The organism is Streptomyces sp. NPDC013157, assembly GCF_042899865.1.
Lineage (GTDB): Bacteria > Actinomycetota > Actinomycetes > Streptomycetales > Streptomycetaceae > Streptomyces.
Genome location: NZ_JBIBAK010000011.1, coordinates 287,605 through 308,677 on the forward strand (window position 1 = coordinate 287,605; position 21,073 = coordinate 308,677).

The 21,073-nt window shown below is 69.3% G+C and carries 21 protein-coding genes; 11 read left to right on the forward strand and 10 right to left on the reverse strand.

The window, feature by feature from the left end; all coding sequences use genetic code 11:
- Positions 1-362: 362 nt before the first annotated feature.
- Positions 363-758: a hypothetical protein gene (locus ACFY6U_RS30710; protein ID WP_390043391.1), complete on the forward strand. Its 396-nt coding sequence runs from the start codon at positions 363-365 to the stop codon at positions 756-758.
- Positions 759-837: 79 nt separating this feature from the next.
- Here ACFY6U_RS30710 and ACFY6U_RS30715 read toward each other — a convergent pair whose 3' ends face one another.
- On the reverse strand, positions 838-975 hold the full coding sequence (locus tag ACFY6U_RS30715; protein ID WP_390043393.1) for a hypothetical protein: 138 nt from the start codon (positions 973-975) through the stop codon (positions 838-840).
- 104 nt (positions 976-1,079) lie between these two features.
- Here ACFY6U_RS30715 and ACFY6U_RS30720 point away from each other — a divergent pair, with 104 nt between their 5' ends.
- Positions 1,080-1,496, forward strand: coding sequence for an ATP-binding protein (locus tag ACFY6U_RS30720; RefSeq protein WP_390043395.1), 417 nt, complete (start codon positions 1,080-1,082; stop codon positions 1,494-1,496).
- A gap of 8 nt (positions 1,497-1,504) precedes the next feature.
- Here the strand turns inward: ACFY6U_RS30720 and ACFY6U_RS30725 are convergent, their stop codons facing one another.
- On the reverse strand, positions 1,505-1,702 hold the full coding sequence (locus ACFY6U_RS30725) for a hypothetical protein (RefSeq protein WP_390043397.1): 198 nt from the start codon (positions 1,700-1,702) through the stop codon (positions 1,505-1,507).
- Between the two features lie 294 nt (positions 1,703-1,996).
- Here ACFY6U_RS30725 and ACFY6U_RS30730 point away from each other — a divergent pair, with 294 nt between their 5' ends.
- Positions 1,997-2,884: a hypothetical protein gene (locus tag ACFY6U_RS30730; protein WP_390043399.1), complete on the forward strand. Its 888-nt coding sequence runs from the start codon at positions 1,997-1,999 to the stop codon at positions 2,882-2,884.
- Between the two features lie 32 nt (positions 2,885-2,916).
- Here ACFY6U_RS30730 and ACFY6U_RS30735 read toward each other — a convergent pair whose 3' ends face one another.
- The 5 genes from ACFY6U_RS30735 to ACFY6U_RS30755 all read right to left on the reverse strand — a co-directional run bounded on the left by ACFY6U_RS30735 (position 2,917) and on the right by ACFY6U_RS30755 (position 5,599).
- Positions 2,917-3,273, reverse strand: a complete 357-nt coding sequence (locus tag ACFY6U_RS30735) for a hypothetical protein (protein WP_390043479.1) — start codon at positions 3,271-3,273, stop codon at positions 2,917-2,919.
- A 65-nt stretch (positions 3,274-3,338) separates the two neighbouring features.
- Entirely contained in the window at positions 3,339-3,629 is a 291-nt protein-coding gene (locus tag ACFY6U_RS30740; protein WP_351487295.1) for a hypothetical protein, read from the reverse strand.
- Positions 3,630-3,705: 76 nt separating this feature from the next.
- Positions 3,706-4,305, reverse strand: coding sequence for a phage tail protein (locus ACFY6U_RS30745; protein WP_351487298.1), 600 nt, complete (start codon positions 4,303-4,305; stop codon positions 3,706-3,708).
- 137 nt (positions 4,306-4,442) lie between these two features.
- Positions 4,443-4,856 (reverse strand): hypothetical protein, encoded by a 414-nt coding sequence (locus tag ACFY6U_RS30750; protein ID WP_351487301.1) that lies wholly within the window; start codon positions 4,854-4,856, stop codon positions 4,443-4,445.
- Positions 4,857-5,143: 287 nt separating this feature from the next.
- The gene (locus ACFY6U_RS30755) at positions 5,144-5,599 is read right to left on the reverse strand and encodes a helix-turn-helix domain-containing protein (RefSeq protein ID WP_390043402.1); all 456 of its coding nucleotides are present in this window, start codon (positions 5,597-5,599) and stop codon (positions 5,144-5,146) included.
- A gap of 257 nt (positions 5,600-5,856) precedes the next feature.
- Between ACFY6U_RS30755 and ACFY6U_RS30760 the strand changes: the two genes are divergently transcribed.
- The 3 genes from ACFY6U_RS30760 (at position 5,857) to ACFY6U_RS30770 (ending at position 7,053) form a co-directional block, all read left to right on the forward strand.
- Positions 5,857-6,168, forward strand: a complete 312-nt coding sequence (locus ACFY6U_RS30760; protein ID WP_390043404.1) for a WhiB family transcriptional regulator — start codon at positions 5,857-5,859, stop codon at positions 6,166-6,168.
- 76 nt (positions 6,169-6,244) lie between these two features.
- The gene (locus ACFY6U_RS30765; RefSeq protein ID WP_390043481.1) at positions 6,245-6,862 is read left to right on the forward strand and encodes a hypothetical protein; all 618 of its coding nucleotides are present in this window, start codon (positions 6,245-6,247) and stop codon (positions 6,860-6,862) included.
- The gene (locus tag ACFY6U_RS30770) at positions 6,859-7,053 is read left to right on the forward strand and encodes a hypothetical protein (RefSeq protein WP_390043406.1); all 195 of its coding nucleotides are present in this window, start codon (positions 6,859-6,861) and stop codon (positions 7,051-7,053) included. Before ACFY6U_RS30765 ends, ACFY6U_RS30770 begins: the two co-directional genes overlap by 4 nt.
- An 80-nt stretch (positions 7,054-7,133) precedes the next feature.
- On the opposite strand, the gene ACFY6U_RS30775 is transcribed toward ACFY6U_RS30770, so the two are convergent.
- Positions 7,134-8,390, reverse strand: coding sequence for a glycosyltransferase family 39 protein (locus ACFY6U_RS30775; RefSeq protein ID WP_390043408.1), 1,257 nt, complete (start codon positions 8,388-8,390; stop codon positions 7,134-7,136).
- Between the two features lie 506 nt (positions 8,391-8,896).
- On the opposite strand from ACFY6U_RS30775, the gene rpsL reads away from it, so the two are divergent.
- From rpsL to tuf, 4 genes are all read left to right on the forward strand, one after another.
- Positions 8,897-9,268: a 30S ribosomal protein S12 gene (gene rpsL / locus ACFY6U_RS30780; RefSeq protein ID WP_003948652.1), complete on the forward strand. Its 372-nt coding sequence runs from the start codon at positions 8,897-8,899 to the stop codon at positions 9,266-9,268.
- Positions 9,269-9,270: 2 nt separating this feature from the next.
- Positions 9,271-9,741 carry a 30S ribosomal protein S7 gene (rpsG, locus tag ACFY6U_RS30785; RefSeq protein ID WP_003992340.1) on the forward strand — a complete coding sequence of 157 codons (471 nt, stop codon included), beginning with the start codon at positions 9,271-9,273 and terminating at the stop codon, positions 9,739-9,741.
- A gap of 39 nt (positions 9,742-9,780) precedes the next feature.
- On the forward strand, positions 9,781-11,907 hold the full coding sequence (gene fusA / locus ACFY6U_RS30790) for an elongation factor G (RefSeq protein ID WP_351957571.1): 2,127 nt from the start codon (positions 9,781-9,783) through the stop codon (positions 11,905-11,907).
- Positions 11,908-12,077: 170 nt separating this feature from the next.
- A complete protein-coding gene (tuf, locus tag ACFY6U_RS30795; protein ID WP_093499665.1) occupies positions 12,078-13,271 on the forward strand; it encodes an elongation factor Tu in 1,194 nt (397 codons plus the stop codon).
- An 88-nt stretch (positions 13,272-13,359) separates the two neighbouring features.
- On the opposite strand, the gene ACFY6U_RS30800 is transcribed toward tuf, so the two are convergent.
- Complete coding sequence (locus ACFY6U_RS30800; RefSeq protein ID WP_390043410.1) at positions 13,360-14,379, reverse strand: hypothetical protein; 1,020 nt, start codon at positions 14,377-14,379, stop codon at positions 13,360-13,362.
- Positions 14,380-14,511: 132 nt separating this feature from the next.
- On the opposite strand from ACFY6U_RS30800, the gene ACFY6U_RS30805 reads away from it, so the two are divergent.
- A complete protein-coding gene (locus tag ACFY6U_RS30805; RefSeq protein ID WP_390043412.1) occupies positions 14,512-17,502 on the forward strand; it encodes a glycosyl hydrolase 115 family protein in 2,991 nt (996 codons plus the stop codon).
- A gap of 18 nt (positions 17,503-17,520) precedes the next feature.
- On the opposite strand, the gene ACFY6U_RS30810 is transcribed toward ACFY6U_RS30805, so the two are convergent.
- Complete coding sequence (locus ACFY6U_RS30810; RefSeq protein ID WP_390043414.1) at positions 17,521-21,048, reverse strand: FG-GAP repeat domain-containing protein; 3,528 nt, start codon at positions 21,046-21,048, stop codon at positions 17,521-17,523.
- Between the last annotated feature and the right edge of the window lie 25 nt (positions 21,049-21,073).

Below are 21,073 nucleotides of genomic sequence, written 5' to 3' on the forward strand. Positions count from 1 at the left end.
TTCGGACTCTCGCTATTGCTTGGCCGATGCAGGCCGAGTTACTCTTTGCTGAGGCACTCGGAGGGGGAGGAACTGTGAGAATCCTGTTCTGGTTCATCGGGACCGGTTTTATAGTGCTCGCGTTCATCTGTTTCGTGGTCGCTGTGACCATTTGGAATACGGCGCGTACCGATCCGGAGTACCCTCGGAAGCCCAAGCATGTTATTGCATGGGCCGGTGGCGGGGTTTTGAGTCTGGGCCTGATGTTGCTCTTCTATTCGCTGTGATCCGTCTCCGGCATGTCGCGGAGTGGCCCGGTGCGCTCCCCTTCGAGGCGTTGTGCAGGATCACTGGGGTGTGGGGGAAATGAGAGTCGGGCCGCTTTGATCATCTTCCTGGTGTATGTGCCGGCCCTGGTGTTCCTGGGGCTGGGAATGTTCGGTCTGCGTGACGTGCGGATCCTCAGGAGAAGAGGGGTTCGAACCGGAGGCCGATGTGGCGGTACGAGCTGGAACGCGAACATTCCGTCGACCGACGTCATTTACCGGGACGAAGGCAATGAAAGGCACTACATCACGATGTCGGCCGAGGAACTTGGGCTCGCGGAAGACGAGTCCGTCGTCAGCGTCGTTTACGACCCTCGCAAGCCGGACCGGGCGACTACCGAAAAGGTCCTGAAGAAGGCGATGTGGAGGACTCAGGAGGGATACCTGGTCATCGTGGGTCTGTGCCTGGCCGCAGCGGCGACTGCATTGATCGCGGTCGCTTCCTCTCAGTAGCGACCGTCTTTCTTCCCGCGCGCACTCCGCGCCTGGAGGTTCTCGTGCCCCTCGCGTCGGCGGCCCTGTTCAGCCTGGATCAGGAAAGGGCGCCTGCCACCGCTGCGGCCACGATCAGCAGGGTGAAGAGTGACTGAACCACGACGCCCGCGCGGGAGCCGAAGGACGCGAGGCAGCGCACGCTCTCCGCGGACGACGGCTTTCGTTCCTCGTACACGACGGCGACGTCCTCTCCTTCCCACGGTGGCGGTTTCGGGGCCGTGGTCAGGAGCCAGATCCACCCTGTGCTTTCGCAGCCGCCGATAGCGCAACTGCTGGGGTATGAACAGCAGCGATACGACGCCGAAGGGACGGCGTGCTCTCGATCCGCTTCGGCCCGTTGCCGAGGCCCGGTGTCGGGCGCGGGTCTGGGTTCGGGAGCGATGGCAGTCGCCCGAGCTGGTCGACTCCGTCGAGCTGGCCGTCGGGGAGCTGTGCGCGAACGCCGTACGGCACGGGGGTGGGCTCGCCGGGCTGGAGCTGGTGCTGGGGCGGGGTGGGCGGCGGTTCGCGCCGCCGTCGCTCCGGGTGGTGGTGGTCGATCGGGAGCCGGGGCGGGTGCCTCAACTCGCCCTCAGCAGCGACCCGTTGGGTGAGAGCGGGAGGGGGCTGCGGCTGGTCGAGGCGGTGTCGCGGCGGTGGGGGTGGCACCGGGCGGGGTGCGGCGAGAAGTCGGTGTGGTGCACGTTCGCCGTGTGAGCCGGGGTTCAGGGGCGGCTTCGGCGGGCTTCTGTCAGGGCGTCCGTCCAGCCGGCGGCGTAGGCGCGGGACTCGCGGGTGAGCAGTTCCTCGTACAGCCGGTCGAGCAGTGCCTCGCGGTCGGGCGCGGGGGAGTGCAGGAGGTGGGCGAGGCGGGAGTAGGTGTCGATCGGCTGCTGCGGGAAGTTGCTCGGGCCAGTCGCCATGTCGTCGTCCTGCTTTCCGGTCTGTCCGCTGGGCTGGTGGTACAGGTGGGCGCTCCTGACGCGTTCGAAGCGTCTGTTCGAACTAGTGTACGAGTAATCTGTTGGTGTCGCTCCGTGTTTGGCGAAGCCGGTTTGTTTCACTCTCCGTTGCCACCGGGTCCGGACCTGCGGCGTTGCGAGGGTGCAGTGGATGTTGTGTCAGATCCGTGGAGTAGGATCCGGCCGTTCTCCCGTCGGTGAATCGAAAGTGAACGGTGCGGCCTGACAAGGGACCTGAGGGCCTGTCATACGACGGTGGACGGCCACCGGGCGGCCGTCCTCGCGCGGGGGGCGCGATGGGGCAGGGACGAGAGCAAGGCCTACGGGGTGGACGGGGACGCGAGCAGCGCGCGGCAACGGCACGTGATCGACTGGCTGGAACAGGCAGCTGATCTGCCACATCTCATCGCTCGTCTCTCCGAGCTGGTGCTGAGCCTCGGCTACCAGCCCGAGGACCTGGTCATCCTGCCGCGAGGTGAGCTCGACCGGCGGGAGACGGCCGCCTACAGCGCCGGCTGGGCCGATGTGGTCGACGAGCAGCTTCCGGCCGTACGGCGGGCGTACGAGCAGCGGATCACGGCTGCCTATCTCCAGGGCCAGGAGGACGCCCGGAGCGGACGACGACCTCGGCGCGCCCGCAGGACGGAGACGGAGAGGGAGCAGGGCGGTGATGTGATTCCGCTGCCCTATGTCCAGCTTCTGCGGCCGCCGTCCGAATTGACGCGGGTAGAGCAGCGTGGGGAGCGGGAGCGGTCCGTCGCGGACGGGACGCCGTGGGACGGCGTCGTCGACGAGGCCGACGACACTGAAGATGCCGACGACGTCGATGACGTCGATGACGTCGACGGTGATGCCGACGCCGGGCCCGGTGCCGACACCCTGCTGTCCGCGCGGGAGGTGCGGGGGAAGCGGGCGGTGCCGGCCGCCGCCGAACGGCGTTCGGTCGTGCGGCGGAACGGACGGCCCAGTGTGCCTCCGTTGAAACGCGATGGCTCCGGCGGTGGCCGGGACAAGGGGCGTCGGGCGGAGGACCGGGGGCAGCAGGAGGCCGCCGACGCGCCCGGTACCCGGCTCTCCGACAGGGCCCGGGCCCTCGCGGACGAGCTGGAGGGCCGGGCCCCCGGTCGGCGCCGGGACGAGTGAGCGGCCGCCGACCGGGGCGCCGTACGGCCTGGTCAGCCGAAGAAGCGGGCCAGCTGGACGGCCGACGGTGCCGCATCGGAGGCGGGCGGGGCCGCGGCCGGCTCGGGGTCCTCTTCGGCCGAGGGCGGTTCCGCGTCGTCGTACGACGGCCTCGGTACCGGCGCCGGAGGCTCCGGCTGGTCGCCCTCCTCCGAGTTGACGCTCGCGAACATCCAGTTCGCGGCCGCCAGATGGTCCACCGCGGCGGCGAGGAGATGGTCGGAGACCGACCACTCGGCGGCTTCGCCGTGCAGCTCCCTGTTCAGCGCGCTCTCGCGCGGCAGGTGCTTGATGAGCAGCGCGAGACGCCGTGCGGTCAGCGTCTCGCGGTGCCAGTCGAGCAGGTCGATGCCGTAGTAGCGGAGCAGGTCCGCTTCGAGGGCCTCGGCGTGTTCGTCCACGAACCCGACGAGGCTCAGCCTTCCCCCAGGCCGAGCCCCGTCTCCTTGCCGTAGGCCTCCAGGATGGCGGCGATGTCCTGCATGGTGACCTCGTGCTGTTCGAAGCGGGTGAACTGCTTCTCGCCGAGCAGCAGGCGCAGCAGCCCGTCCACGTCGTTGTCGTCGAGCTTGCGCAGGGCCTTCGCGGTCGCGCGCGTCAGCTCCGTGGGCAGGGTGTAGCTCTCGCTGTCGAGTTCGAACGACCAGGTACGGCCGAGGGCTTCGAGGCGCTGGGCGCGCGCGGCGTTGACGTCGAAACGGGCCATGGGGACTCCTTGGGCAGAGAAGGAAAGAGGAGGAGGCAGGGGTGGGGCGGACCGGGGTCCGCCCCACCCCGGGGGGTCAGGACGCGGCGTACGCGGCGTCCTTCATCACGAAGCTGGCCAGCGCCGAGCCGTCGGCGGCGGCCATCGCGGTGTAGGTGATGCCGAGCTGGGCCGCCGACTTGCGGGCCAGCTTGATGTCGTCCGCCGCGGTGACCTGGCCGCGCGGGATGCCGAAGCGGTAGGTCACGGTGGTGCCGTCGCTCGCCCGGACGTCCGTGAACTCCAGGCCGAGGGCGCGCACGTCGGCGAACGGGCGGTCGGCGATGTCGTACTTGTAGACACCGGTCGAACCGGTCACCGCGTCCACCGTGCCGCCGCCCATGAAGAACGGCAGCGTGTCCTCGTTGAACTGCATCAGCGAGAACTTCAGGGTGAGGTCGCGGTCCGAGTACACGAAGTGCACCGGGCTGACGGCCTGCCACACGTCGACCGGTTCCAGCTTGTCCTTCTTGGAGAAGGTGACGCCGTCACCGGAGGTGAAGCCGAGGTTCTTCCAGCTCGCCCAGTCGGTGGCGGTGTCGGAGGAGAAGGTCGTCGGCACCTTGGTGTCGGCGGTGGCGACGTAGAGGCGGCCTACGCCGGCGATGCGGATCTCGGAGGAGTTGGTTCCTGCCATGGTGGTTTCTCCTTGTTGTGAGGTGGGTTGTTCGGGTGGGGTGCCGTACCCGGCGGTGTCCGGGTACGGCGAAGGCCCCGCCGGGGTGGCGGGGCCTTCGGTCTGTGGGGTGCGGAGCGTCGTCCGCCGGTCGTCCGTCAGTAGACGTCGACGTACACCTTCATCACGGTGACGTAGCGGTTGGCCGCCGAGTAGAGGTAGTCGGGCAGCCAGCGCGGGCCGTCCTGTTCCTCGACCTCCGTGACGAGGTTCGTGCCGTACCGGTTGTTCGCCATCGACAGCAGGATCTGCCGGGCGTCGTTGGCCAGGACGTGTGCGGCCTGCTTGGTCGGGCCGTACACCTCCAGCTCGATCAGCGGCTGGTCGACGTGGCGTTCGCCGACCCAGGCGCCGCCGCGGCGGTTCACGAAGACGGCGGGGGTGGTGCCGTCGAAGCCGGTCGGCGCCTGTACGGCGACGGTGGCGCCGGAGAGCCGGGGGTCGTCGTCCAGGACGTCGACGATCATCGCCTCGACGTCGGGGAACGAGGCGGGTGGGGTGGGTGTGGTCATGCGTCACCTCGGGGCAGCGGGTGGGATGCGTGCGGAGGGGGCGGGGCGCCGGGCACAGCTCCGCCGCTGCACCAACTGTGACAGAGAGCGTGCGCGCACGCAACTAAATCGGTGAGGTGGTCGAGGGGGGAGGAGGGAGAGGGCCTGGACGGGGGGTTCGCTGCGGGTGAGTGGGGGCTGGTCGCGCGGTTCCCCGCGCCCCTTCGGGCGCTCGGCGCCACCCCCGTGAAGAAACACCCGTCGGCCCACGGGTGTCCTCGATGGCGCGTCGGCGATGGAGGCGGGGCTCAGTCCGCGGTCGTCGTCGCCGCGTCCACCGGCTGGTCGTGTGCGTCGTTCGGCAGGAACTGTTCCACCACCCGCACGAACATCTCCCGTCGGTCCGACGGCACCCCCAGCAGGTCGGCCACCTCCTCCAGTGTCGGCCGGCGGGCGAACTCCGCGCTCGGTGCGGGCGCGGCCAAGTAGTCGTGCGGGTCGGCCAGTTCCTCCGCCGTCAGGCGGCCGGATCGGATCAGCATCTCGCGGACCGGGACGCCCAGCACGCGGGCGAGCCGGCGCGTCGTCTCCAGGTCCGGCATGCTCTGGCGCTGCAGTAGACGGGTGACGGCGGCCCGGTGGACCCCCGCTTCGTCCGCTATCCGCGACTTGCCGCCGCCGCGCGGGCTGTCGATGTCGTAACCGCGGTCGCGCATCAGGTCTTCGACCCACGCGGCGAACGCGTCCAGATCCTGGCTGGTCATCTGAGGGCTCGCTTCCTTTAGAGGGCAGCAAGTTTAGCTTGCTTGCGCGCACGGAATTACGTGCTCTCGTGCAAGCACTGAGGAAAGTCCGCGCAATGCGGGGAGATTCGGTGGCGGCGCATGCCCGAGTGATCCCGATCCTTCCATGATCTCCCGAATGGGTCAGGGGCATATTTGTTGCGGGCGCGCGCGCAATCTGTAAGTCTGGACGGCGCTCGCCTCACACCAGCCCCACTGGAGCCACATTGGGAGGCCCCATGACCGTCACCGGCAGCTCATGCCCACCACCCGCCTGGCAGGCCGCGGCCGCCTGCGCCGGGCTTCCGCCCCGGGTCGTCTTCTCGAAGAAGGTGAAGGAGGCCGCCCCCGCGTTGCGCGCCTGCGCCCGCTGCCCGGTCCGGCGTGACTGCGAGGAGGCCGTCGCCCCCGCCGACAACTGGTTCGACGGCGTCTGCGGCGGCCGGCTGTGGCGCCGCGGTCGTCCCGTCGAGATCCCCGCGCACCTCCTCCCGGCCCTGCAGAGCCCGGTCGTCCAGGGCGCCCTGCGCCGCGGAGGCTCCGTTGCCTGACCGTCGTACGACCCCCGCACACCCACCCTCCGAAGACCGCGCCGCCGACACCGCCGCCGACAACGCCGCCCTCTGGATCGGCCTGCTCCTCCGGCAGTTCCCCGAGCTGGCCGTCGAGCTCGCTCCCGGCCGCGGCGCCATCCCGGCCCACCGGGCCACGCCCGCCCCGCCCCCCGCGGACCTCGCCGGCCGGCTCCGGGAGGAGCGCGCCGAGGCGCTGCTGCTCCAGCAGGCCCATGGACTCGTAGCCCCCGGTCACAGCGCCGCGCCCCTGCGGCTGCACATCTCCGACACCATCCGCGACATCACCGACGGGGTCGTGGAGCTGGAGGAAGCGGTACGGGACCGGCTCGGGCTGCCCCGTGTCCGCCGTGCCTCGGTGCCCGAGCGGCTGCGCCGGATCGTCGGGCTCCTCGACGGCATCGCCGCCGACCCCGTCCTCGCCGCCCACGTCCGGGACGAGACCCGCCGGATGGCCCGGCGCTGCGCCCGCGCCCTGGGCGACACCGAGACCGTCGTCCGCGTCTCCGGGCGCTGCCCCTGGTGCGACTCCGTCTCCCTGCGTGCCTTCCCGGACCGCGCCGCCGTCCTCTGCGTCAACCCGGCCTGCCGGTGCACCGACCCCGACTGCGGCTGCCACGACGACCCCGCCTACCGGCACACCTGGGACGAGGGGGAGTGGAGCCACCGGTGAAGACGGCCCAGGGTTCCCCCACCCTCATCCCCGGCCCCCTCGCCGCGCAGGAGGCCGGCGTCGCCCCGGCGACCATCCGCAAGTGGGTCCAGCTGGGCCACCTCACGGCCGCCGGCAAGGCGGGCCGGGCGGCGCTGTTCCGCCTGGAGGACGTCTTCGCGGCGGAACGGGCGGCCGCCCGCCGCCCGTAGCGCCCATAGTGGACGCAGCGGACGCAGCGGACCAGGGGCGGGGGCCACCGTGGCCCTCGCCCCTCCGCTCGTATCCGCCCTTACGGAATCCCCAACTCGAAGATCACGTAGTGCGCGTACCACCCCGACGCCACCGCGGCCGTGGAGAAGAACACCGCGAGGGCAGGCCACCGCAACCGGCTCATCGCCGCCGCCGGAGCCAGCAGCAGCGGGAAGACGGGGAGCAGGTAGCGCGGGGTGTTGCCGAACATCTGCTGGGTGCCGAGGATCGTCACGATCGAGGCGAGGGTGTAGGCCGTCAGCACCAGCGGTGGCCGTTTCCGCAGCAGGAGCGCGACGAGGAACGGCAGCGCCACCACCACCTGCACGGCGATCAGGTCCGGGACCGAGTAGGCGAAGAGGTAGTCGCCGTGCCCCACCGCCACGTTCCGCAGCACGTCCAGGGTGTACGCGCCGAAGTCGACGTAGTGGGCCCAGGCCTCGCGCTGGAGCGAGAAGTACGCGCCCGGGCCGCCCATCGACCAGCCGACCCAGGCGATGTAGGTGAGCAGACCGAGGGGTGCGGCGACCGCCGCGTACAGCGGGGCCGCGACGCCCTGCTCGCGCCTGCTGTCCCGGCGCAGCAGCGTCGCCAGCGCCGCCAGGCCGACCGCGCCGATCAGGACGGCCGCCGTGGGACGGCTCAGGCCGGACAGGAAGGCGAGCAGGCCCGCCGCCACCCAGCGGCGTCTTATCACGGCGTGGCAGGTCCAGGCGGCGATCGCCACGAACAGGGACTCCGTGTAGACCGCCCACTCGACGCCGGCGGCGGGAGCCACGGCCCACAGGCCGGCCGCGATGGTGCCGGCCCGGGCGCCGGCGAGCAGCGAGATCACCGCGTAGATGCCGGCCGCCGCGACGAAGGAGCAGAGGACCGAGACGAGGATCGCCGCGCCGTACAGGCCGAGGCCGGTGACTTCCGAGACGGCCCGGACCAGACCCGGGTACAGGGGGAAGAACGCGACCGAGTTCTGCTCGGCGCTGAACTGGCCGCCCGGGGCCAGGGGCCGGAGCGGCTCGGGGTGGTAACCCTTCTGCGCGACCTGGAGGTACCACCAGCCGTCCCAGGTGGACAGGACGTCCCACCAGTGGGCGCCGCCGCCGAAGCGGGGGTCCTTGTTGCGGTAGTCACCGGCGGACGTCAGCAGCCAGGCGAAGACGAGGAGGCCGGTGAGCTTGGCGGCGCCGTAGAGGGCGAGGGGCGGGAGGTAGGGGCGGGCGGCCGACGGGAGCGGGAGACGGAGGGGACGCTGCGGGTTCGCGGTGGTCGGCGCGGTGTCGCTCTGAGCTGCGCTCATGACTGTGAAGCCCCCATAAGGAATGCGCCGCGCGCAGTGCCGCGAATGGCCTCCGGGCGTCTGCGGGTCCGTCGTGGCTGGTCGCCCAGTTCCCCGCGCCCCCTACGGGGCGCTCCTGGGGACCGGCGATCAGAAGATCTGATCAGCGTCGCACAGCTGTGAATCCGATCGGCGTCAGCTCGCGCCGCTCTCCGTTCGCGTGTCGTTCGTCTCCGTGGTATAGCGGAAGGCGCCCCAAAACACCAGCTCACGCCCCACGCAACCGGTCCCCCTTCTTTTGTTTTGACCGGAGTGATTGCGCTGGGTACGCTCAGACCTTGTGCCTGGGGTGTGCCCTGACCCTCGTGCGTGCCTTCAAACCGCACCGGAGTGACGAAGCGGCCACCGCGATCCGCGCCCCCTTCTGCCTCGCGGCAGGAGTACGCGGAATCCGACACACCCGACCGCGTGGGTCGGCGACGTTCCAGGTTAGCTTCACCATTCGGCACACAGAAACCGGAGAAGTAGTGCCTACGATCCAGCAGCTGGTCCGCAAGGGCCGGCAGGACAAGGTCGAGAAGAACAAGACGCCCGCACTCGAGGGTTCCCCTCAGCGTCGTGGCGTCTGCACGCGTGTGTTCACGACCACCCCGAAGAAGCCGAACTCGGCCCTGCGTAAGGTCGCGCGTGTGCGTCTGACCAGCGGGATCGAGGTCACCGCTTACATTCCGGGTGAGGGACACAACCTGCAGGAGCACTCCATCGTGCTCGTGCGCGGCGGCCGTGTGAAGGACCTGCCGGGTGTTCGCTACAAGATCATCCGCGGCTCGCTCGACACCCAGGGTGTCAAGAACCGCAAGCAGGCCCGCAGCCGCTACGGCGCCAAGAAGGAGAAGTAAGAATGCCTCGTAAGGGCCCCGCCCCGAAGCGCCCGGTCATCATCGACCCGGTTTACGGCTCCCCTCTGGTGACCTCCCTGATCAACAAGGTGCTGCTGAACGGCAAGCGCTCCACCGCCGAGCGCATCGTCTACGGCGCCATGGAGGGTCTGCGTGAGAAGACGGGCAACGACCCGATCATCACGCTGAAGCGCGCGCTGGAGAACATCAAGCCGACCCTCGAGGTCAAGTCCCGCCGTGTCGGTGGTGCGACGTACCAGGTTCCGATCGAGGTCAAGCCCGGTCGCGCCAACACCCTCGCGCTGCGCTGGCTCGTCGGTTACTCCCGCGCCCGTCGCGAGAAGACCATGACCGAGCGTCTGCTCAACGAGCTTCTCGACGCTTCGAACGGCCTCGGTGCGGCCGTCAAGAAGCGCGAGGACACGCACAAGATGGCCGAGTCCAACAAGGCCTTCGCGCACTACCGCTGGTAGTCGCTACCCCCATCGAGACCGAGAGAAGACCGAAGCCTTATGGCTACCACTTCACTTGACCTGGCCAAGGTCCGCAACATCGGGATCATGGCCCACATCGACGCGGGCAAGACGACCACCACCGAGCGGATCCTGTTCTACACCGGTGTGTCGTACAAGATCGGTGAGGTCCACGACGGCGCTGCCACCATGGACTGGATGGAGCAGGAGCAGGAGCGTGGCATCACGATCACCTCTGCTGCCACCACCTGTCACTGGCCGCTGGAAGACGTCGACCACACCATCAACATCATCGACACCCCGGGCCACGTCGACTTCACCGTCGAGGTGGAGCGTTCGCTTCGCGTGCTCGACGGTGCCGTGACGGTGTTCGACGGCGTCGCCGGTGTCGAGCCGCAGTCCGAGACGGTGTGGCGTCAGGCGGACCGCTACGGCGTTCCGCGTATCTGCTTCGTCAACAAGCTCGACCGGACCGGTGCCGAGTTCCACCGCTGCGTCGACATGATCAGCGACCGCCTGGGCGCTCAGCCGATCGTCATGCAGCTCCCGATCGGTGCCGAGGCCGACTTCCAGGGCGTCGTGGACCTCGTCCGCATGAAGGCGCTCGTGTGGTCCGCCGAGGCCACCAAGGGCGAGATGTACGACGTCGTCGACATCCCGGCCACCCACACCGAGGCTGCCGAGGAGTACCGCGGCAAGCTGCTGGAGGCCGTGGCCGAGAACGACGAAGAGATCATGGAGCTGTACCTGGAGGGCGAGGAGCCCTCCGAGGAGCAGCTGTACGCCGCGATCCGTCGTATCACCATCGCGTCCGGCAAGTCCGACGGCACCACCGTCACCCCGGTGTTCTGCGGTACCGCGTTCAAGAACAAGGGCGTTCAGCCCCTGCTCGACGCGGTCGTGCGCTACCTCCCCTCCCCGCTCGACGTCGAGGCCATCGAGGGCCACGCCGTGAACGACCCGGAGGAGGTCGTCAAGCGCAAGCCGTCCGACGACGAGCCGCTGTCCGCGCTGGCGTTCAAGATCATGAGCGACCCGCACCTCGGTAAGCTCACCTTCGTCCGGGTCTACTCGGGCCGCCTGGAGTCCGGCACCGCCGTGCTGAACTCCGTCAAGGGCAAGAAGGAGCGCATCGGCAAGATCTACCGCATGCACGCGAACAAGCGTGAGGAGATCGAGTCGGTGGGCGCCGGCGACATCATCGCCGTCATGGGTCTGAAGCAGACCACGACCGGTGAGACGCTGTGCGACGACAAGCAGCCGGTGATCCTGGAGTCCATGGACTTCCCGGCCCCGGTCATCCAGGTCGCCATCGAGCCCAAGTCGAAGGGCGACCAGGAGAAGCTCGGCGTCGCGATCCAGCGCCTGGCCGAGGAGGACCCGTCCTTCCAGGTCCACTCGGACGAGGAGACCGGCCAGACCATCATCGGTGGCATGGGCGAGCTGCACCTCGAGGTGCTGGTCGACCGTATGCGCCGTGAGTTCAAGGTCGAGGCCAACGTCGGCAAGCCGCAGGTGGCGTACCGCGAGACGATCCGCAAGGCCGTCGAGCGCGTCGACTACACCCACAAGAAGCAGACCGGTGGTACCGGTCAGTTCGCGAAGGTGCAGATCGGCATCGAGCCCCTCGAGGGCGGCGACACGTCGTACGAGTTCGTGAACAAGGTGACCGGTGGCCGTATCCCGAAGGAGTACATCCCTTCGGTGGACGCCGGTGCGCAGGAGGCCATGCAGTTCGGCATCCTCGCCGGTTACGAGATGACCGGTGTCCGCGTGATCCTGCACGACGGTGCCTACCACGAGGTCGACTCCTCCGAGCTCGCGTTCAAGATCGCCGGTTCGCAGGCCTTCAAGGAGGCCGCGCGCAAGGCGTCCCCCGTGCTCCTTGAGCCGATGATGGCCGTCGAGGTCACCACGCCCGAGGACTACATGGGTGAGGTCATCGGTGACATCAACTCCCGCCGTGGTCAGATCCAGGCCATGGAGGAGCGGGCCGGTGCCCGCGTCGTGAAGGGCCTCGTGCCCCTCTCGGAGATGTTCGGTTACGTCGGCGACCTGCGCAGCAAGACGTCCGGCCGGGCCAGCTACTCCATGCAGTTCGACTCCTACGCCGAGGTTCCGCGGAACGTCGCCGAGGAGATCATCGCGAAGGCCAAGGGCGAGTAAGTACCGCGTTTAACACGGCGCGCACACACGCCTTAGGCTTGACCCCGGAGCCTCACGGGTCGTTCCTCCGCATTCGTGGTGGAACGACCCGGGGCCCGGGACCCAACAGCAAAGATCACCTGGCGCCGACTGAACCCAGGCGTACAGAACCACTCCACAGGAGGACCCCAGTGGCGAAGGCGAAGTTCGAGCGGACTAAGCCGCACGTCAACATCGGCACCATCGGTCACATCGACCACGGTAAGACGACCCTCACGGCCGCCATTACCAAGGTGCTGCACGACGCGTACCCGGACCTGAACGAGGCGACCGCGTTCGACAACATCGACAAGGCGCCCGAGGAGCGTCAGCGCGGTATCACCATCTCGATCGCGCACGTCGAGTACCAGACGGAGACCCGTCACTACGCGCACGTCGACTGCCCCGGTCACGCGGACTACATCAAGAACATGATCACGGGTGCCGCGCAGATGGACGGCGCGATCCTGGTCGTGGCCGCCACCGACGGCCCGATGCCGCAGACCAAGGAGCACGTGCTCCTGGCCCGCCAGGTCGGCGTTCCGTACATCGTGGTCGCCCTGAACAAGGCCGACATGGTGGACGACGAGGAGATCATGGAGCTCGTCGAGCTCGAGGTCCGTGAGCTCCTGTCCGAGTACGAGTTCCCGGGCGACGACCTGCCGGTCGTCCGCGTCTCCGCGCTGAAGGCGCTGGAGGGCGACGCCGAGTGGACGCAGTCCGTGCTCGACCTCATGACCGCCGTCGACGAGAACATCCCGCAGCCCGAGCGTGACGTCGACAAGCCGTTCCTGATGCCGATCGAGGACGTCTTCACGATCACCGGTCGTGGCACCGTCGTCACCGGTCGTATCGAGCGTGGTGTCCTCAAGGTCAACGAGACCGTCGACATCATCGGCATCAAGACCGAGAAGACCACCACCACGGTCACCGGCATCGAGATGTTCCGCAAGCTGCTCGACGAGGGCCAGGCCGGTGAGAACGTCGGTCTGCTGCTCCGTGGCATCAAGCGCGAGGACGTCGAGCGCGGCCAGGTCATCATCAAGCCGGGCTCGGTCACCCCGCACACCGAGTTCGAGGCGCAGGCCTACATCCTCTCCAAGGACGAGGGTGGCCGCCACACGCCGTTCTTCAACAACTACCGTCCGCAGTTCTACTTCCGTACGACGGACGTGACCGGCGTCGTGACCCTCCCCGAGGGCACCGAGATGGTCATGCCGGGTGACAACACCGAGATGAAGGTGGAGCTCATCCAGCCCGTCGCCATGGAAGAGGGCCTGAAGTTCGCCATCCGTGAGGGTGGCCGCACGGTCGGCGCCGGCCAGGTCACCAAGATCAACAAGTGATCTCGGCCCGCAAGGGCTGACCAGGCAGGTCTGAAGGGGCCCGTACGACTCCGGTCGTACGGGCCCTTTTCGCTGCTTCGGCAGGAACTCACTGCATGTTCTGCACGGGTGGATGGTCGTACGACGCCTCGCACACGTACACCTGGAGGCTGTAGCTGCGCCCGATGGTGATCTGCGTGTCCAGCGCCGGTCCGAGGGAGTGGTAGCCGGTGTACCCCGCGTCCTCCACCGGCGCCCAGCTGCCGCTGCCGCCGTCCCACTCGGTGCCGTCGATGGTGAGCAGGGGCCGCACCCCGGCGCCGCACTCGGCGCAGGCCATGGGGAACGGGTCGGAGAAACTCCAGGGCGCGTGTCCCCCGAGCTTCCACCCAGGGGCCACGGCAAGGTCGTACTGGTAGCAGACCCCCGGCTCCTCGTCCTCCCCCTCGATGCCCTCCTCCCACTCGTGGATCCGGTCCGCCAGCTCCTGCGGCAGCTCGTGCGGGGCCGGGTACTCGGTGACGGTCTCGGGGTGCAGCACACACGGCTCGGGCAGGTAGTCGTCGTTGCCGATGACGGCGGGCCGCGGGGGAGCGGCGAGCGGGGTCACGACATCGGCGGCCCTGCGCCAACGCAGCTCGACCCTCGGCGAGTAGTCGTCCTCGGGATGGTCGAAGGCGCACCACAGCACCTGGAGCAGATCGGTGCCCTCGGGCCGGGGCAGCGCCGGCACATCAGCGGCACGTATCTGCGCGACCGGCACCAGCGGCACCGGCCCGTCCAGGGCGGTCCGGTACGGCTCGGTCCCCCGGTCGACCAGCGCGCGCTCCTCCTCGGTCAACAGGTCGGCGCCCTGGGCGCGCGGCCGGGCCCAGGCCTCGCGCAGGACCCGCCGACCGACGTGTACATCGTCCGGCGCCACACCGCGCTGCCAGGGACCCGCATGCTCCGGACAGGTCGGCCACTGCTCCTCGGCCGGCCATAGCAGGGGTCCGCCGACGGAACTGCCGGCCGCGGTGGGCGCACCGGCACGGGGATGCAGGCGTACGGCGGTGCGGGCGAGCGGGGCCAGTTCGGGGAAGACCGCGGTGATGTCCAGGGGGCGAGGCGGCGTCGTACGGGTCGTCATGGCCGGAGGCTACCGGCCCGGTCTGACATCACCGCTTCGAAAGTATTCGTCGCGTACGACCCGTTCCCACCAGGGGCCCCTCGCCCCACTATTTGTCATGCCACTGACCAAATTCGGGTGGAGGGCTGAGGCATGTCCGTGCGTCGTAGGACCGTCCTGGGGGCGGGGCTGGCCTCCGTGCCCGTGCTGTCGTCGGGCGTCGCGTGGGCCGGGGGCGACGGGGCACCGCGGGCGACCGATCCCGGCGCGTACATCTCCTTCACCGGGGGAGCGTTCCCGCTCGTCGGTGCCCCGGTCGTGGTGAGCGCCGACGACCATCCCGGAGTCGTACGGGTGGCCGGCGACCTCCGCGACGACATCGAGCGGGTGACCGGGGTGCGGCCGGCCGCCACGATCGCCCGCCGCGCGGTCCTCGTCGGCACGATCGGCCGCAGCCCGCTGATCGACGGCCTGGTGGCCTCCGGCAAGCTGGACGTGACGGGGGTCCGGGGCCGCTGGGAGACCTCGCTCCAGGCGGTGGTCGACCACCCGCTGCCCGGCGTGGAGCAGGCCTTCGTCATCGCGGGCAGCGACCCGCGCGGCACGATCTTCGGGGCGTACGACGTCTCGTACGGCATCGGCGTCTCGCCCTGGCACTGGTGGGACGACGTGCCCCCCGTCCACCGCGACGAGGTGTGGGTGCTGCCGGGCCGCCACACCCAGGGCACCCCGGCGGTGAGGTACCGCGGCTTCTTCGTCAACGACGAGAACCCGGCGCTCGGCACCTGGGCCCCGGCGTACTTCGGCCCCGGCAAGGCCCCCGGCTATCCCGGCGGCTTCAACGCGGACTTCTACGCGAAGGTCTTCGAGGTCCTGCTGCGGCTGAAGGGCAACTACCTCTGGCCCGCCGTATGGGGACGGGCGTTCGCGGAGGACGACCCGGAGAACCACCGCACGGCGTCGGCCTACGGCATTGTCATGGGCACGTCTCACGAGGCGCCGATGATGCGCGGGATCGAGGAGTGGAACCGCCACGCGACCGGCGGCACCGACCCCTACGGAGGCACGGGCGAGTGGTCGTACCTCCGCAACGCCGAGGCGATCCGGGCCTATTGGCGGGCCGGCATCCAGCGCATGGTCGACGAGGGCTTCGAGGGCGTGGTCACCCTCGGCATGCGCGGCAACGGCGACACCGGCCTCCCCGACGGCGACGGCATCGAGCTGATGCGGGAGATCATCACGGCCCAACGGAAGATCATCGAGGAGGTGACCGGGAAGCCGGCCGCCGAGACCCCCCAGGTGTGGACCCTCTACAAGGAGGTCCAGCGCTACTGGGACCGAGGCCTGCGGGCGCCCGACGACGTCACCGTCGTCCTCACCGACGACAACTGGGGCAACATCCGCAAGCACCCCTCCCCCGAGGAGCCGCGCGACGGCGGGTACGGCCTCTACTACCACTTCGACTACGTCGGAGCCGGACGCAACTACAAGTGGGTCGACACGGCCAACCTCCGCAACGTCTGGGACCAGCTCCACCAGGCGCACGCCTACGGCAACCACGGCCTGTGGGTGGCCAACGTGGGCGACCTGAAGGGCAACGAACTCCCGACGGAGTTCTTCCTCACCTACGCCTGGAATCCGGACCGCTGGACCTTCGACCGACTGGGCGAGTGGGAACGGAGATACGCCCGCCAGAACTTCGGCGCGGAGGCGGCACTGGACATCGCCGAACTCCTCGCCGCGTACGGCAGGTTGCAGGCGCGCCGCAAGCCGGAGCTGCTCAACCGCCGTATCACCCTCTCCGACACCGGCGAGGTGGTCTACGACGACCGGCAGACACCCTTCTCCTTCGGTCACGACGAGCTGGAGCGGGTGACGGAGGAGTGGCGGAAGCTGGGGAGAGAGGCGACGCGGATCGCCCGGCGGCTCCCGGCGGCCGCCCAGGACGCGTGGTTCGAGCTGGTCGGCTATGAGGTGACGGCGACCGCGAACCTGTACGCGCTGCGGGCGGCCGAGTTCACCAACCTGCTGTACGCACGGCAGGGCAGGGCTGCGACCAACTCCCGCGCCGCGGAGGCGGAGCAGGCGCTGGAGCGGGACTTCGCCCTGGCTGACCGCTTCAACTCGCAGGTGGCGGGCGGCAAATGGAGGGGCTTCCAGACCCAGCCGCACATCGACTACGGGGACGTGGACCGGTACGGGCCCAACGCGCCCTGGCAGCAGCCGGAGAAGGACAACGTGGCCCTCCCGGACATGCTCTTCCCGGCGGTGCGGCGGATCGAGGTGCCGGAGGCGGCCGGGCTGGGAGTGTCGGTGGACCCGGACGAGGGGGCCATGACCCTGCCGCCGTTCAGCCCCCACCAGACCCGGCCGCAGCAGTACGTCGAGATCTTCAACCGGGGCCGTACGCCCTTCGACTATCGGGTGTCGTCGTCGGTGCCGTGGCTGACGGTGGACCGCCCGCGGGGCCGGGTGACGGAGCAGGTCAGGGTGGAGGTGCGGGTGGACTGGTCGCGGGCCCCGGCCGGGCGCGCGGAGGGGACGCTGACGGTGAGCGGGGCGGGGGAGTCGGTGACGGTGGGGTGCGTCGCCGAGCGGCCGTCGCCCCGTGGCCTGCGGGGCTTCGTCGAGGCGGGTGGCTACGTGGCGATCGACGCGGAGCACTACGACCGGGCGGTGGGGGAGTGGCGCCGGCTGGACGGGATCGGCCGCACCGGCGCGGGGATGACGGCGTGGCCGGTGACGGGCGGCTGGGGCGACTCCCCGGACTCCTGGCCCCGCCTGGAGTACGAGGTGAGCCTGCTGTCGGCGGGCGAGGTGACGGTGTGGGCGTACCTGTCCCCGCGGAACCCGGCGCTCCCGAGGGGCGCGGGCCTCCACTACGCCCTGTCCTTCGACGACGCCGAACCCCAGCGGGTCGACATCACCGCGGGCGCGGACGACGGCCTGCTCAACGCGGTGTGGGCCCGGAACACCTCCGACAACATCAACCGGACGGCGACCCGCCACACCCTCGGGTCGTCCGGGGTCCACCGCCTGAAGTTCTGGTCGGTGGACCCCACGGTGGTGGTGCAGCGGCTGATCATCGACACGGGCGGGCTGACGCCCACGTATCTGGGGCCGCTGGAGAGCCGGCGGCTCTAGCCGCCGGCTCTGCGGGGCTCAGCCGAAGGCGAGCTTTCCTGTCCAACTGCCGATCACCGTGCTGTAGCTGCCGATCGCCGTCTTGCCGCCGAAGTAGAGGCGCACGCTGCCGCTGCTCGTGTGGGCATACAGGTCGGGGATCCCGTCGCCGTTGACGTCCGGGATGGCGAAGAAGCGGGGCACGTCGGTGCTGGACCAGCCGCTCGCCGCGTATTCGGTGTCGGTGCCGTCAGCACTCGCCGCCGCGGTGGCGAGGGAGAGGACGTCGACGCCGGTGCCCGCCGAGTTGGCCTTGCCCTTGCGCAGGAGCAGTCGGCCGGAGTCGGAGCGGTAGAGCAAGTCCGGGATGCCGTCACCGCTGACGTCGGCGACCGTGACGAGATCCCGGGTGGTCCAGGCGCTGCCGGTGTTCAGCAGGGTGGCACCGGCGAAGGAGCCGCCGGTGTAGCCGGTGAACGCCCAGTACTGGGTGCCGGAGGTCATGAACAGGTCCGGCTGGCCGTCGCCTGTCACGTCTCCGACGGCGAGGATCTGGTCGAAGGCGGACGGGGCGGGGACGTTGACGCTCGCTCCGTTGGTGTCCGTGCCCTTGGACGGCAGCAGGATCGGCAGTCGGGCGCAGGTGTTGAAGCCGCCGAACCCGTCACCGGGGTAGACGTAGAGCTTGCCGTCGCCCATGCGTGCGATGAGGTCCTGTAGCCCGTCGCCCGGGTAGTAGTCGCCGGTGTGGGTGATCAGCGCGCCCTTCCAGCTGAGGTCGGAGGAGGTGCAGCCGTCGGTGTAGGCGGTGTTCTTGGTGACCTTGCCGTAGGACGGGTTCATTCCGTAGAACAGGTCGCCGTCCTTGCCGGAGGGGTAGTCGCGCAGGGTGTAGGAGGGGTTCCCGTCGTCGTCGGTGGACTCGTTGATGGTCAGCAGGTCGGGTTTGTCGTCACCGGTGAGGTCGGCGGCGGACTCGTCCCGGTCGCTGGGGCTGACGAAGATCCGGTAGGAGTTCGGGCTGGCCGACTCGTTGCCGGCGGCGTCCACGGCCTTGACGTACAGGACGGCGATACCTGCGAGCGGGGGTGTGACAGAGGCGACCGCGGTGTAGGAGTTGGTCTTGACCACGTCGCCCGATGTGGTGGTGCAACTGGTGCCGTCGCCCACGGTGGCGGTTTTGTCGTAGGTGGTGTTGTTCCAGCTGTAGACGTACTTCGAGGCCCGGTCCCAGGGAAGGTTCCAGAACGACATGCAGCCGGAATGGCCGAAGGTGGCCTTGGACCACTGGTCCTCGCCGCTGTCGTTGTCGACGTCCGCCTCGTCGAAGTCGTCGGACGACACGATCGGGGTCTTCGGGGCCACAGTATCGATCTTGAAGTAGCAGGTGTAGCTCGTGGCTGACGTGCCGCCGCTGCCGCCCGTGTCGTCCTTGACGTACACGTTCCAGGAGTACGTCCCGTCCTTGAGGACGTAGTCGCCGCTGCTGTTGATGTTGTCGAACGTGTAGCTTGTCGTGCTCTTGCCGGAAGCGGACGCCTCACGGTTGTAGACCGTGCCCGTCCCCACGTTCTTCAACGTCACGTGCATGACGTCGAGGTCGTCCTGGCCGTCCGGGTCGGAGGTGGCCGCCGAGAAGACGATCTGGTCGTTCCCGCCGATCGCCACGTAGGGCGAGCTGGTGGTGCACTTGCCCGGGCTCATCTTGAGCTTGGTCGGCTTGTTGGGCTTGGTGTTGAAGGTGACGTCGATGTTCGGGCCGGCGTTGTCGTTCGTGGCCTGGAACTTCTTCCACGCGTACTGGTCGTCCTCGTTCGAGGCCTGGATGCCCAGGGTCCAGTGATCCAGGCTGTGGTCGGCCGCGTACTGGGCCGCGTCCTCGACGTCGAAGGTCGTGTTCCCGGCCGCGCAGCGCTTCTGGTAGCCCTTCGCGTACGACTTGGTGTCGAGACGGGCCGTCCAGCCGGGCTGGTTGGACCAGCTGGTCTTCTTGTCGATGTCACCGGTCCGCCACACCTCGACGTCCTTCTTGGTGCACGACCAGGAATACGTTTCCTTCATGTTCAGGGTGGCCGCGGTGACGTCCGTGGTGCGCACCTTCTCCGGCCACTCCATGGTGAAGAAGGAGCGGCTGGTGCCGTAGGTGTCGGACTCGTAGCCGGCCCGCGCCTCGTTGGTGCCCTTGTTGAAGCCGCGGCCGTTGAAGAAGGTCGCGGTGTTCCAGCTGCCGCGTTTGTAGACGGTGGTCCAGTTGCCCGCGTCCGTGTTGGTGTTCGGGTCGATGAAGACGGGGTACTTGGTGCTGGCCTTGGTCAGCAGGTCCTGGTCGGGGGTGATGGTGATGGTGCCGTCGTCCGTGAGCGTGGGGTCGATGCGGGACGAGTGGGTGCCGGGCTGCGGACCGGCGAGACCGGGCAGCTCCTGGTCGATGGCGGTGGTGGCGGGGACGACGACCGCGTCCTCGTCGCCGGCCGGTTCGGTGGTCGCCGGGTCGGTGGCGGTTGCGGCGGACGCGCTGTCGCTCACGGTCGGGGAGGCGGTGGCATCGCCGTCGGTCTCCGTGGTCGCGGTCGGCCCGGGGGAGGCGTCGCCGAAGTCGGTGTCGGCGTTCTGGTCGTCCTCGATGTCGCGGCGAGCGGTGTCCGACGCGTCGCCGCGGGCGGTGGCGGTCGGCTCGGCGGAGGAGCCCGGCGTGGTGCTCGGCGTCGGGTCCGGGTCGTCCGGGCCGCCGTCGGCGTGGGTGAGGTTGTCGGTGTTGGCTTCCTTGCCGGCCGAGTCCCACATCAGCAGGGTCGGCGTGGCCGCCACGTCGTTGCCGTCGGCGTCGTAGGCGTGGACGGAGCCGCTGCGGGAGTCCAGCTTCATCGTCAGATCGGGGGAGGAGAGGCCGTAGGAGATGGTCCTCAGTGCCGGATTGGCGGCCGCCTCGGCCGACTTGACGACCAGGACCTCGGAGAAGCCGCCGTCGTTCGCGGCGACGGCCAGGTCGACGCCGGGGAGCACCTCGCGGTAGAGCGCTTCGTTGCTCTCGACCTGGGGGGCGGGCAGGTTGCCCGGCCAGGTGAGGTCGATGGTGTGGCCGGCGGTGGTGAGGGTGACGAGGGTGCTGGTCGGGCCGTCGGCCGCGGACTCCGCGCGATAGGCGGCGGGGTGGACGTAAGAAGCCTTGTTCGCATGGGACTTGGTGGCCTTTCCCGTCGTCCCGCCCGAGAACACCACCGGCGTGGTCGTGGCCGTCGTGGCCCAGTTCCCGTCGGCCGTGCGGCGCAGCGTCGGGTCGATCGCCTTCCACTTGCCGTCGATCTTCGTGCGTACCGGTGAGACGTGGATGCGGGTGGTGAGGGTGTGGTCCGGGTTGGCCCAGGTTGTGGTCTTCGCGGTGCGGGCGGTGACCACCTCGACCGACTTGCCGGTGCGCTTGGCCAGGGCACGGGCCTCGGTCTCCGTGCGGGGGTGCTGTGTCGCCTCGTGCTTCGCGGTGCCGTCGCCGCTGTCGCGGTCGGGGAGCAGCACCCAGGCGGTCGCGGCGGCCACGATCAGGGCCAACAACCCCGCGAGCAAGCGCATTTGGCGGTGACTCAGGCTACCTGGC